The sequence below is a fragment of the Ornithinicoccus hortensis genome, from assembly GCF_006716185.1.
GTDB classification, from domain to species: Bacteria; Actinomycetota; Actinomycetes; order Actinomycetales; family Dermatophilaceae; genus Ornithinicoccus; species Ornithinicoccus hortensis.
Genome location: NZ_VFOP01000001.1, coordinates 1,086,496 through 1,098,277, shown reverse-complemented (window position 1 = coordinate 1,098,277; position 11,782 = coordinate 1,086,496). Strand labels below are relative to the sequence as shown.

11 protein-coding genes are annotated in these 11,782 nt (G+C 72.3%); 1 reads left to right on the top strand and 10 read right to left on the bottom strand.

Annotated elements, in window-relative coordinates:
• Nucleotides 1-15: 15 nt before the first annotated feature.
• From FB467_RS05045 to FB467_RS05010, 8 genes are all read right to left on the bottom strand, one after another.
• Entirely contained in the window at nucleotides 16-1,362 is a 1,347-nt protein-coding gene (locus FB467_RS05045; RefSeq protein ID WP_141784126.1) for an NADH-quinone oxidoreductase subunit D, read from the bottom strand.
• Complete coding sequence (locus FB467_RS05040) at nucleotides 1,362-2,156, bottom strand: NADH-quinone oxidoreductase subunit C (RefSeq protein WP_425325824.1); 795 nt, start codon at nucleotides 2,154-2,156, stop codon at nucleotides 1,362-1,364. The genes FB467_RS05045 and FB467_RS05040 overlap by 1 nt, the downstream gene beginning before the upstream one ends.
• Nucleotides 2,153-2,707 (bottom strand): NuoB/complex I 20 kDa subunit family protein, encoded by a 555-nt coding sequence (locus tag FB467_RS05035; RefSeq protein WP_141784125.1) that lies wholly within the window; start codon nucleotides 2,705-2,707, stop codon nucleotides 2,153-2,155. The genes FB467_RS05040 and FB467_RS05035 overlap by 4 nt, the downstream gene beginning before the upstream one ends.
• A gap of 62 nt (nucleotides 2,708-2,769) precedes the next feature.
• Nucleotides 2,770-3,132 carry an NADH-quinone oxidoreductase subunit A gene (locus FB467_RS05030; protein ID WP_141784124.1) on the bottom strand — a complete coding sequence of 121 codons (363 nt, stop codon included), beginning with the start codon at nucleotides 3,130-3,132 and terminating at the stop codon, nucleotides 2,770-2,772.
• Between the two features lie 58 nt (nucleotides 3,133-3,190).
• On the bottom strand, nucleotides 3,191-4,513 hold the full coding sequence (locus tag FB467_RS05025) for a geranylgeranyl reductase family protein (RefSeq protein ID WP_141784123.1): 1,323 nt from the start codon (nucleotides 4,511-4,513) through the stop codon (nucleotides 3,191-3,193).
• Nucleotides 4,514-4,651: 138 nt separating this feature from the next.
• Nucleotides 4,652-5,311, bottom strand: a complete 660-nt coding sequence (locus FB467_RS05020; RefSeq protein ID WP_141784122.1) for an exonuclease domain-containing protein — start codon at nucleotides 5,309-5,311, stop codon at nucleotides 4,652-4,654.
• Complete coding sequence (locus FB467_RS05015; RefSeq protein ID WP_141784121.1) at nucleotides 5,308-7,173, bottom strand: putative nucleotidyltransferase substrate binding domain-containing protein; 1,866 nt, start codon at nucleotides 7,171-7,173, stop codon at nucleotides 5,308-5,310. The genes FB467_RS05020 and FB467_RS05015 overlap by 4 nt, the downstream gene beginning before the upstream one ends.
• Before the next feature lie 46 nt (nucleotides 7,174-7,219).
• Nucleotides 7,220-7,909, bottom strand: coding sequence for a demethylmenaquinone methyltransferase (locus FB467_RS05010; RefSeq protein ID WP_141784120.1), 690 nt, complete (start codon nucleotides 7,907-7,909; stop codon nucleotides 7,220-7,222).
• A 58-nt stretch (nucleotides 7,910-7,967) separates the two neighbouring features.
• Between FB467_RS05010 and FB467_RS05005 the strand changes: the two genes are divergently transcribed.
• On the top strand, nucleotides 7,968-9,293 hold the full coding sequence (locus tag FB467_RS05005) for an isochorismate synthase (protein ID WP_141784119.1): 1,326 nt from the start codon (nucleotides 7,968-7,970) through the stop codon (nucleotides 9,291-9,293).
• A gap of 88 nt (nucleotides 9,294-9,381) precedes the next feature.
• On the opposite strand, the gene FB467_RS05000 is transcribed toward FB467_RS05005, so the two are convergent.
• Both FB467_RS05000 and FB467_RS04995 read right to left on the bottom strand, forming a co-directional pair.
• Entirely contained in the window at nucleotides 9,382-10,734 is a 1,353-nt protein-coding gene (locus tag FB467_RS05000; protein ID WP_141784118.1) for an FAD-dependent oxidoreductase, read from the bottom strand.
• A gap of 140 nt (nucleotides 10,735-10,874) precedes the next feature.
• Nucleotides 10,875-11,759, bottom strand: a complete 885-nt coding sequence (locus FB467_RS04995) for an alpha/beta fold hydrolase (protein ID WP_141784117.1) — start codon at nucleotides 11,757-11,759, stop codon at nucleotides 10,875-10,877.
• Nucleotides 11,760-11,782: the final 23 nt, after the last annotated feature.

Genomic DNA, 11,782 nt, shown 5'->3' with positions numbered 1-11,782 from the left:
CGGGCTCTGGCGTGCTCACCGGTCCACTCCTCCCATCACGGGGTCGATCGAGGCGACGGCCACGATCACGTCGGCGACCAGACCGCCCTCGGCCAGGACCGAGGCGGCCTGCAGGTTGTGGAAGGAGGGGTCGCGGAAGTGCGCCCGGAACGGTCGCGTGCCCCCGTCCGACACGACGTGCACGCCGAGCTCGCCCTTGGGCGACTCGATCGCGGCGTAGGCCTGCCCCGGCGGCACCCGGAACCCCTCGGTGACCAGCTTGAAGTGGTGGATGAGGGACTCCATCGACTCCCCCATGATCTCCCGGATGTGCTCCAGGCTGTTGCCCTGGCCGTCGCCGCCGACCGAGAGCTGGGCCGGCCAGGCGATCTTCTTGTCGGCCACCATGACCGGCTCGCCCTCGCTGGCCCGCAGCCGGGCGATCGCCTGCTCGGCGATCTTCAGCGACTCCCACATCTCCTCGATCCGGATGCAGGCCCGGTCGTAGGCGTCGGCACCGTCGCGGGTGACGACCTCGAAGTCGTAGGTCTCGTAGCCGCAGTAGGGCTCGGACTTGCGCAGGTCGTGCGGCAGGCCGGTGGAGCGCAGGATCGGCCCGGTGATGCCCAGGGCCATGCAGCCGGTCAGGTCCAGGTGGCCGACGTCGACGGTGCGGCCCTTGAACACCGGGTTCTCCAGGAGCAGGTTCTCCAGGTCGCGGATGCCCAGGCGCAGGTCGTCGATCTCGGACTCGAACAGGTCGAGGGCGCTGGCCGGCACGTCCTGGGCGACGCCGCCGGGACGGATGTAGGCGTGGTTCATCCGCAGCCCGGTGACAGCCTCGAAGAACCGCAGGATCCGCTCGCGCTCCCGGAACCCGACGGTCATCACCGTCGTGGCGCCCAGCTCCATCCCGCCGGTGCCCATGCAGATCAGGTGGGACCCGATCCGGTTGAGCTCCATCATCAGCACCCGAATGTCGCTGGCCCGCTGCGGGATCTGGTCGGTGATGCCGAGCAGTTTCTCCACGGCCAGGCAGTACGCCGCCTCGTTGAAGATCGGCGTCAGGTAGTCCATCCGGGTGCAGAAGGTGGTGCCCTGCACCCAGGTGCGGTACTCCATGTTCTTCTCGATGCCGGTGTGCAGGTAGCCGATGCCGGCCCGGGCCTCACGCACGGACTCACCGTCGAGCTCCAGGATGAGGCGCAGCACCCCGTGCGTGGACGGGTGCTGCGGACCCATGTTCACGACGATGCGTTCCTCGCCGAGCTCGTGGATGTCCTCCACGACCTGGTCCCAGTCGCCGCCCGAGGCGGTGAACACGCCACCGACGTCGGCCCCGTCCGGTCCGCCGTAGAGGTCTTCGTGCGTCTGCGTAGCCATCAGCTGTAGCTCCTGCGCTGGTCGGGCGACGGGATGGTGGCGCCCTTGTACTCCACCGGGATCCCGCCCAACGGGTAGTCCTTGCGCTGCGGGTGCCCGCGCCAGTCGTCCGGCATCAGGATGCGGGTCAGCGCCGGGTGCCCGTCGAAGACGATCCCGAACATGTCGAAGGTCTCCCGCTCGTGCCAGTCCACCGCCGGGTAGACCGAGACGACCGAGGGAATGTGCGGGTCCTCGTCGGGGCAGGTGACCTCGACCCGGATCCGGCGGCTGCCGTTGGTGATCGACAGCAGGTGGTAGACGGCGTGCAGCTCCGCCCCGGTGTGCTCGGGGTAGTTGACCCCGGACACCCCGTTCATCATCTCGAACCGGAGGGCCGGTTCGTCGCGGAGCGCCTTCATGACCACGAGCAGCTGCTCGCGGGCCACGTGCAGGGTGAGTTCCCCACGGTCCACGACGACGGCGGGCACGGCCGCCGCGTACCCGGAGCCGAGGGAGTCCTCGAGGGCGTCCGCCACGGCGTCGAAGTAGCCGCCGTAGGGGCGCGCAGAGGCACCGGGGAACAGGACGGGACGCTCCAGCCCGCCGTACCCGCTGGTGTCATTGCCCAGCGACGAGCCGAACATGCCCCGCTTGCGGGCGACGACCACCGGCGCGCCGGGCTCGGTGGGCGCGGTCTCCTGCACCGGCAGGTCGTCGTGCGGGCTGGTGCCGGCCTCGGCCGGGCTCGCGCTGGCCTCGTCGGCGCCGGGGGTCACGGCCTCGTCCTTGGGTGCCTCGGGGGTCTCGCTCACGCCAGCAGCCCCTTCATCTCGTGCGTCGGCGTGGCGGCCAGCGCGGCGGCCTCGGCCTTGCGCGCCGCCTCGACCCGGTCGACGCCGAACTTGCTGTTCCGGATGGTCTCGTGCAGCGACAGGATCGCGTTGAGCAGCATCTGCGGCCGCGGCGGACAGCCGGGCAGGTAGATGTCGACCGGGACGATGTGGTCCACGCCCTGCACCACGGCGTAGTTGTTGAACATGCCGCCGGAGCTGGCGCAGACCCCCATCGACAGGACCCACTTGGGGTTGGGCATCTGGTCGTAGACCTGGCGCACCACCGGCGCCATCTTCTGGCTCACCCGGCCCGCCACGATCATCAGGTCGGCCTGGCGGGGGGTCGCCGCGAAGCGCTCCATCCCGAACCGGGCGATGTCGTAGTCCGGGGTGCCGACCGCCATCATCTCGATCGCGCAACAGGCCAACCCGAAGGTCGCCGGCCAGATCGACCGGGACTGCATCTGGCCGACCAGGCCCTCGACCGTGGTCAGCAGGAAGCCGGACGGGAGTTTGTCCTCAAGCCCCATTCCTCACACCGTGCCTTCCGTGACCGGGTTCTGCCCTGCATACGTGTCTGTCATCGCGTCCCTCAGTCCCACTCCAGACCACCCCGGCTCCACTCGTAGACGAACGGGACCGACACGACCACCAGGAAGAGCACCATCGCCATCAGCGAGAACAGCCCGACCTGGTCGAAGGCCACCGCGAACGGGTAGAGGAAGAGCACCTCGACGTCGAAGACGATGAACAGCATCGCGGTCAGGTAGTACTTGATCGGGATGCGGCCACCGTCCCGGGCCTGCGGTGTCGGTTGGATGCCGCACTCGTAGGCCTCGGCCTTGGCCCTGTTGTAGGTGCGTCGCCCCACGATCGCCGCGGTGCCCACCGAGCCCCCCGCGAAGAGCAGTCCCAACGCTAAGAACATCAGCAGGGGCAGATAGGTCTGGCTCATAGCCCGCGCTCCTTTCGGGTGGCTCGGCGCGGCCCAATCCTAGGGGTGCTGGGGCCCATCATGCCGCAGGTGCGATCTTTGTGAGTGCTGCAATGATGCGGTCGTCGGCGCGCCCCCCGTGGGGCTCGCCCAGATTCGCCATCACCTTCAGCAGGAACTTCATCAGGGTCTTGCGCGGCAGACCGTACTTGGTGGCCAGCCGCATCACCTCGGGATGCCCGATCAGCTGGGCGAAGTGCCGACCCAGCGTGTAGTAGCCCCCGAGGGCGTCCTTCATCACCCGGGGGTAGGACTGCAGCACCCGCTCGCGGGCCTCCGGGGTGCTCCGGGCCAGCGCCTGGGCGATCACCTCGGCGGCGAGCCGGCCGGACTCCATCGCGTAGGCGATGCCCTCCCCGTTGAACGGGTTCACCATGCCGCCGGCGTCGCCGACGAGCAGCAGCCCCCGGTCGTAGTGCGGCTGCCGGTTGAAGCCCATCGGCAGGGCCGCGCCGCGGATCGGGCCGACCTGGGTCTCCTCGCTGTAGGTCCACTCCTCCGGCATCGTCGCGACCCAGCGGCGCATGACGTCCTTGTAGTCGACCTTGCCGAAGGCGTCGGAGGTGTTCAGGATGCCGAGCCCGACGTTGGACGTGCCGTCGCCGACCCCGAAGATCCACCCGTAGCCGGGCAGCAGGATCTTCTCCCCCTCGTCGTTGGTCGACCACAGCTCCAGCCAGGACTCCAGGTAGTCGTCGTCGTGCCGGGGGCTGGTGAAGTAGGTGCGCACCGCCACGCCCATCGGCCGGTCGTCCCGCTTGGGGCGCTCCATCGACAGCGAGAGCCGGGAGGAGTTGCCGTCGGCCGCGACGACGACGGGAGCGCCGTAGGCGACCTGCTCGCCGGTGGGCCGGTTGTCGCTGCCCATCACCTTGGCGCGCACCCCGATGATGTGGCCGGTGCGCTCGTCCAGGACCGGGCCCACGACGTTGGTGAGCTGGTGCAGCTTCACCCCGCGGGACTGGGCGTGCTTGGCCAGGATGTCGTCGAAGTCCTGCCGGGTCCGGACCAGCCCGTAGGGCGGGAAGGCGCTGTTGTCCGGCCAGTCCAGCTGCAGCCGCATGCCGCCGCCGATGATCCGTAGGCCCCAGTTCTTGATCCACCCGTCGTCCTCCGGCGTGGGGATCCCGAGGGTGACCAGCTCCCGGACGGCGCGGGGCGTGAGTCCGTCACCGCACACCTTCTCGCGGGGGAAGGCGGTCTTCTCCAGCAGCAGGACCTCGAGTCCGTGGGCGGCCAGGTATGCCGCGGTGGCGGATCCACCGGGACCCGCGCCGACCACGATCACGTCGGCGGTCTCGTCGAACCGGACCTGGGCGGTTGCGACCGACTGCTCACTCACCGAAGACGCCTCGCTTGTGAAGGGATTCACGAACTCGGGTCAGTCTAGGTCCACCTTTCACCACAGATCACTAAGGTTCGCCTCACTCCCGGGTGCCCCGCGGGCGGTGGCCGCCGGGCGGTCCGTGGACCTGCCCCGTCAGCGGCTCGGCGGCACCCGGCTGGCCACCTGGCGCAGCCGCAGGCCGTCCGCGCCGCCGAGGTGCTCCACCTGCGCCAGGTAGAGCTCGGCGCAGGCCAGGGCGTCGGTGAGGGCGTCGTGGTCGGGGTAGGGCGGCAGGCCCAGGTGGGCGCGGGCGCTCCCCAGCCGGAGCTCGTCCTCGCCCACGTGCCCCAGCGGGCGACCCCGCCCGAGCACGCGGCGGTGCAACCGGACGGTGTCGACCACGCGCACGTCGGGGAAGTCCCGGCCCACCCGCCGGCAGGCACGGCTCAGGAACCCGACCTCGATGGCGGCGTGATGGGCGAGGAGCACCCGCCCGGCCAGCTCCCCGAGCACCCGGGACACGACGTCCGACAGCGCGGAGCCCGCCGCCACGGTGTCGTCGGTGAGGCCGTGGACGGTGGCACTGTCCCCGACCCCGCGGCCCCCGGCCGGGCGCACCAGGCTCTGCCACGCCCCGTCGAGCCGCACCACGGTGCCATCGACCGGCACCATCCCCACCGCGACGATCTCGCCCCGCACCGGATCCAGGCCGGTGGTCTCCAGGTCGAGCGCGAGCAGCGGCAGGTCACGGAGCGGGCACCCCGGTGCGGGCATCGGGTCGGCACCCCCGTGCCGCCGGCGCAGCAGGGTCATGACAGGTGCCCCAGTGCCATCTTCTGGGACAGTGCCTGCTGCGCGGACCGGACGATCCGGAAGGCGTCCCGCAGGTGCCGCCGGTCGAAGTCGGTCAGGTCGGCCGGGTCGACGAAGTTGTCCGGCTCCCGACCGGCCCGCACCGCCCGCCCCTGGTGCCGCAGCCGCACGTAGGCCAGGAACTCCAGCGCGTCGCGCAGCTCCGCTGCCAACCCGACGCTGAGCGACCCGGCCCGTGCCGCCTCGGTGATCCGCGCCCGGGTGTTGACCTCGGGTATGCCGTGGCGCAGCGCGTGCACCCGCGCGAGGTCGACGACGGCGGCCACCCCGCCGTGCTTCAGGTCCAGGGTGTCGCGGTGCTCGCCGTGGCGCTCCAGGGCGAAGCCGCGGAAGAAGCCGATCGGTGGCCGCTGCCCCACGGCGTGCGAGGCCAGGTAGGCCAGGAACAGGTCGGAGTCCGCGGTCCGCCCCAGCACCTCGCGGCGCAGTCCGGTCACCAGCTCGGTCGCGCCGTGCAGGGGACGCATGTCGAAGAAGATGGCGCCGTTGAGGACCGCCTGCGGTTGGGGGGTGTCCAGCCAGCCAGCGAAGTGCTGCCGCCAGGTGCCGACCGGGGCGCGCCACCGGCTGTTGGTGGCCATCACCTCACCCGGGCACTCGGCATACCCGCAGGCGGCCAGGCCCGAGCGGACCCGGCGGGCCAGCTCCAGGAAGTACCCGTCGTCCGCGCGGTCCGCGTCGTCGCCGAGCACGAGCGCGTTGTCCTGGTCGCTGGACAGTCCCTGTTCCTGCCGCGCCTGGGACCCGAGGACCACCCAGCAGTAGGGCACCGGGGGCGGCCCGAGGTCCGTCTCGGCGAGCACCAGCAGCCGGCGTTCGAGCGCGTCGCCGAGCGCGGTGACGACCCGCCCGATGTCGTCCGCGCTGGCGTCCTCGGCGACCAGCTGCTCCAGGATCACCGGGATCCGCCGGGAGAGCCGGGTGAGCGCCGGCTGGTCCGGCGCCGCGGCGATGTCGGCCACCAGGTAGACCGGGTTGTTGTGCTCCAGGCGCATCAGGTCGGTCCCGGTGACCAGTCCGGTCACCCGGCCGCCACGGTCGACGACGGGCAGGTGGTGGACGGCACGCGCCACCATCTCCATCAGCACCTCGAAGGTCAGGGCGTCCTCCGGGACGGTCGCCGGGTCCGGCGTCATGACGGCCGACACGGGGTCCGCGGGGTCGCGCCCGGTGGCCAGCACCCGGGTGCGCAGGTCCCGGTCGGTGAGGATCCCCACCAGCCGCCCGTCCCGTAGGACCACCAGGCAGGAGACGTGTTCGTCGGCCATCAGCCGCGCCGCCTCGCGGATGCTCGTGCTCGGCGCGGTCCCGACCGGTGGCCGGCGGACCAGGTCCCGCACCGACGTCTTGAACACTGCCCCGCCCCGGGTCGTCGCGTGCAGGACGCCGAGCGCCCGCCGCAACCGGGCGGTGTGCGCCTGCGCATAGAACGTGGCGAAGCCTGCGTGCTCGGCGCAGGTCCGGGCGAACACCTCCGCCGGCACCACGAGGAGCAGGCTGTCCTCGATGGCGGTGAAGTCGTAGCGCGACGGCGCCGGGTCCACCAGCGCCGACATGCCGAACGAGGTGCCGGGGTCGCTGCGCTCGACCAGGGCACCCTCCGGGTCGGTGATGTCCACCGCGCCGGACCGCAGCACGAACATCTCGTGGGCCGCCTCCCCCACCGACCGGATGCGGGTGCCGCGCCGCACGTAGCGCACGGTCAGCGACCGGGACAGCGCGGAGAGCGCCTCGGGCGGCAGGTCGCGGAAGGGGGCGTGCCCGGCCAGGAAGTCCCGCACCGCGGTGATCTCGGCACCCATCGCCGTCCGCCCGCTGCCCCGGTCCGCCCGGCCGACCCGTCCGGCCCTACCGCACCGCGTGGTGCAGGGCGACGATCCCGCCGGAGAGGTTGCGCCACCGCACCCGCTCCCACCCGGCCGCCCCGATCCGCCGGGCGAGGGAGGCCTGGTCCGGCCACTCCTGGATCGACTCGGCGAGGTAGATGTAGGACTCCGGGTTGCTGCTCACCCGGCGCGCGACGCTGGGCAGCGCCCGCATCAGGTACTCGCGGTAGACGGTGCGGAAGGCCTTGTTCGTGGGCGCGGAGAACTCGCACACGACCAACCGCCCGCCAGGCCTGGTGACCCGGTGGAACTCCTCCAGCGCCTGCCCCACGTCCGCGACGTTGCGCAGCCCGAAGGACATCGTGACCACGTCGAACGACCCGTCCGCGAAGGGCAGCGCCAGCGCGTCGGCCGCGGTGAACGGCAGGTCGGGGCGGCGGCGTCGTCCCTCCCCGAGCATCCCGAGGGAGAAGTCCGCCGGGACCACGTCAACCCCCGCGTCGGCATACGGCTCGCTGCTGGTCCCGGTGCCCGCGGCGATGTCCAGCACCCGCTCCCCCGGCCGCGCCGCCACCGCCTTGACCACCGCGCGCCGCCAGAGCCGGTCCTGGCCGAGGGAGAGCACGTCGTTGGTCAGGTCGTACCGGCCCGCGACATCGTCGAACATCTCGGCGACCTCGTGCGGTTGCTTGTCCAGGCTGGCGCGGATCATGCCCTCATCCTCGCACCTGGTCCGACCGCCCCGACGGGAGGACATAGGCTGGTTGGCCGTGACCGTCATCGCCCCGCCCAGACTCCGGGTCAGCACCCTCGAGGTGGACCCGTTCGTCGACCTCTTCGGGTGGGTGGAGGCCGCGGTGGCCGCCGGCGCCGACCCGTCGGGCGTGCTCTCCTGGGTCCGGGAGGGCGAGGGCATCGTCGCCTGGGGCCGCGCTGCCGAGGTCACCACGCACGGCACCGCCCGGTTCGACTCCGCCGAGGAGTGGTGGGCCCAGCTGGTGTCGGCCGCGACCGTGGAGGACGAGATCGGGCAGCCGGGCAGCGGCCTGCTCGCCTTCGGGTCCTTCGCCTTCTCCCCGGACTCCGCGCGGGGCGGCACGCTGGCCGTCCCCGAGGTGGTCGTGGGGCGCAGGGACGGCCGGTGCTGGGTGACCACCATCGAGCCCGAGGGCGATCACGTCGCCGCGCCCGTCGAGGCACCGACTCCCGCCCCCGCTGCCCGGGACCGGGTGCGCCCCGGTGTCGAGCTGCGCGACGGCACCGTCCCGGCGCACCGGTGGCCTGAGGTCATCCGCGCCGCCATCGGCCGGATCCGCGCCGGGGAGGTCGAGAAGGTCGTGCTGGCCCGCGACGTCGTCGCCGAGGGCAGCGGGCCGCTGGACCCGGTGGGGGTGCTCCGCAGGCTGGCCGACCGCTACGGCGCGACCTGGACCTTCGCGGTGGACGGGCTGGTGGGCGCCACCCCCGAGATGCTGGTCCGGCTACAGGACGGCCGGGTCCGTTCCCGGGTCCTGGCCGGCACCGTCCGCCGGGACCGGACGCCCGCGCCGTCGGTCACCGAGGCCCACCCGGAGCTGGAACCGGCCCACCGCAGCGACCCCCGGCTGCACCTGGTGTCCGACGAGAAGGAGCTGGAGGAGCACGCCTTCGCGGTCCGGTCCGTGGCCGAGGCACTGGCCCCGCACTGCACCGCGCTGGAGGTGCCGGACGAGCCGTTCGTCCTGGAGCTCCCCGACGTCTACCACCTGGCCACCGATATCAGCGGGCAGCCGGCCAACGGCGCCACCTCGTTGCGCCTGGCCGCCGCGCTGCACCCCTCCGCCGCGGTGTGCGGGACCCCCTCCGACGTCGCGGCGCGGTTGATCGCCGAGATCGAGGGGATGGACCGGGGGCGGTATGCCGGGCCCGTCGGCTGGGTGGACGCCGACGGGGACGGCGACTGGGGCATCGCGCTGCGCTGCGGCCAGTTCGCCACCGACAATTCCTCGATGCGACTGTTCGCCGGCGGGGGCATCGTCGCCGCGTCCGACCCGGACGCCGAGCTGGCCGAGACCGAGGCCAAGCTCGCCGCGATGCGCTATGCCCTCGACGCCTGAGCGCACGGGGCTGCGGTTGCGGCTGCCCCTACCGGGGACCGTCTCGCGGGCCGCTCCCCGAGCCGGGGTCGACCTCCGCTAGCCCCCCTCAGACCAGCTGGCGACCCGAGGCGTGCACGAGCATGTCCTCGCGGGGCACGACCTTGATCCGCTCGCGACCCTGGGCCTCACCGAGGGCGACCTCATGGGCGTCGAGGCGCTCCCACCCGTCCCAGGTGACGACGTCGACGTCGCGGTCCCGGAGGTAGGCGACGATGGCGTCCGGGTCGGGCAGCTCCGCCGCGGACAGGCCGTCCAGGTCGGCCAGCAGGCTGGCGACCGTCTCGGCGGCGTCGGACTTGGTGTGCCCGATCAGCCCCACCGGTCCGCGCTTGATCCAGCCGGTGACGTAGCTGCCGGTGAGCTGCGACCCGTCCAGGTCGAGCACCCGGCCGGCGTCGTGCGGCACCACGCCGGCGGCGTGGTCGAAGGGCACGTCGGGCAGGTGGGTCGACAGGTAGCCCACGGCACGGTAGACCGCCTGGACCGGGGTGTCGACATACTCGCCGGTGCCGCGGACCGTCCCGTCGCCCTGGAGCTCGGTGCGCTCGGTCCGCAGACCCTCGACACGGTCCGTGCCCAGGACGCGGACCGGCACCTGGCACAGGTGGATGTGGATCCGGTGGTCGGCGCCGGTCGGTTCCGCCTCCAGGTACTTCAACAGGGTGTCCACCACAAGGCGGGTGCTCTTGGTGCGGTTGATCGCCTGCTGGCCGGCCTCGTCGATCTCGAACCCCTCGGGGTGTACGAGGACGTCCACGTTCGGGCTGTGCGAGAGCTCGCGCAGCTCCATCGGGGTGAACTTGATCTGGGCGGGGCCGCGGCGGGCGAAGACGTGCACGTCCTTGGCCCGGTTGGCCTTCAGCCCCTGGTAGACGTTGTCGGCCACCTCGGTGCCCAGTTGCTCGTCGGCGGGCTTGGCGAGCATCCGGGCCACGTCGAGGGCGACGTTGCCGGCGCCGATCACCGCCACGGACTCGGCCTCCAGCGGCCAGTCGCGCGGGACGTCGGGGTGCCCGGCGTACCAGGAGACGAAGTCGGCGGCCCCGTGGGAGCCGGGCAGGTCGATGCCGGGGATCTCCAGCGGACGGTCGGTGGCGGCCCCGGTCGCGAAGATCACCGCGTCGTAGAACCGGTTGAGGTCCGCGAGCTTGAGGTCGGTGCCGTAGTCGACGTTGCCCAGGAAGCGGATCTCCTCCCGGCCCAGGACCCGACGGAGCGCCTTGACGATCTCCTTGATCCGGGGGTGGTCCGGCGCGACGCCGTAGCGGACCAGCCCGTACGGCGCGGGAAGTCGCTCGATGATGTCGACGCTGGCCCCGGGGTGCTCCCGGGTCAGGATGTCGGCGGCATAGATCCCGGCCGGGCCAGCGCCGATGACGGCGACGCGGATGTCTCGCACGAAGAACTCCTCCGAAAATATTTAGGTAAGACCACCCTTACCTAAATACCCTCGCGGAACCAAACCGGAACGGTGCGATCCTGGTCACACTCGGCCGACGGCATACCGCAGTAACGCGCGCCGTCCCGTGTCGCTCCTGCTCAGCGGCCGTCGAGGACCCGGCGCAGCGCCGCGGCGAACTCGTCCGGGCGCCCGGCCATCTCCGGCCCGTACTCCTGGCCGAGGAATCCGGCATGGCTCCCCGGGAAGAGCACCGGCTCGGTGCCGATCGCGGCGGCAACGGCTCGGCCGGCCCGGGCCGCCAGCTCCTCCCCGGACTCCTCCCCCACCGCGAAAACCACGCGGGTCGCGGTCGTGGTGAGGGCGGGGACGTCAGGCCGGTAGGCGGTGATCGTCCGGATGTTCTGGCCGACGAGCGGGTCGTCCCGGGTGCCGTCGTCCTCGGTCGGCAGACCGAACGCCGCGGGGTCCGGCGCGGGGCCGTCCAGGTAGTCCTCGGGCACCGGGCCCTGGTGGGAGCTGATCGCGATGAACCTGGCCATGGCCGGGCCCATCCCCTCGTGCTGGTAGGTCTGGTAGATGTCCTCGCAGACCGCCAGCGCCGGCCCCGCGTCGGGCAGCGCCGCGGCCGCGGGCGGTTCGTGGGCGACCAGGGTGCGGACCTCGTCCGGGTGGGCGGACACCAGGCACAGGGCGTTGACCGCACCCCCGCTGCTGGCGAACACGTCGACGGCCGGCAGGTCCAGCGCCTGCAGCAGCGCGTGCAGATCCGCGGCGTGCTGCTCCGGGGTGAGCTCACCGGCCCCGTCGGAGCGGACGCTGCGCTCGACCCCGCGCGGGTCGTAGGTGATCACCGGTCGGTCGGTGAAGTGCCCGGCCAGCGTGGGGAAGCCCGAGGCGCCCATCGGCGAGGCGGCCAGCAGCAGCGCCGGCCGGTCGGCCGTCGCCTCCGTCAGGTCGCCCCGTATGTCGTAGGTCAGGGTGACGCCGGGAAGGTCCAGGGTGTGCGTGGTCGGGTCGGTCATCGTCTGCTCCTCGGGGTGTGCCA

What these genes read in the sequence shown, in the direction of transcription:
- FB467_RS05015 (WP_141784121.1), bottom strand. Translation starts at nt 7,173, where the DNA reads ATGGGTGCCGAGATCACCGCGGTGCGGGACTTCCTGGCCGGGCACGCC.
- FB467_RS05010 (WP_141784120.1), bottom strand. Translation starts at nt 7,909, where the DNA reads ATGATCCGCGCCAGCCTGGACAAGCAACCGCACGAGGTCGCCGAGATG.
- FB467_RS04995 (WP_141784117.1), bottom strand. Translation starts at nt 11,759, where the DNA reads ATGACCGACCCGACCACGCACACCCTGGACCTTCCCGGCGTCACCCTG.
- FB467_RS05045 (WP_141784126.1), bottom strand. Translation starts at nt 1,362, where the DNA reads ATGGCTACGCAGACGCACGAAGACCTCTACGGCGGACCGGACGGGGCC.
- FB467_RS05020 (WP_141784122.1), bottom strand. Translation starts at nt 5,311, where the DNA reads ATGACCCTGCTGCGCCGGCGGCACGGGGGTGCCGACCCGATGCCCGCA.
- FB467_RS05035 (WP_141784125.1), bottom strand. Translation starts at nt 2,707, where the DNA reads ATGGGGCTTGAGGACAAACTCCCGTCCGGCTTCCTGCTGACCACGGTC.
- FB467_RS05030 (WP_141784124.1), bottom strand. Translation starts at nt 3,132, where the DNA reads ATGAGCCAGACCTATCTGCCCCTGCTGATGTTCTTAGCGTTGGGACTG.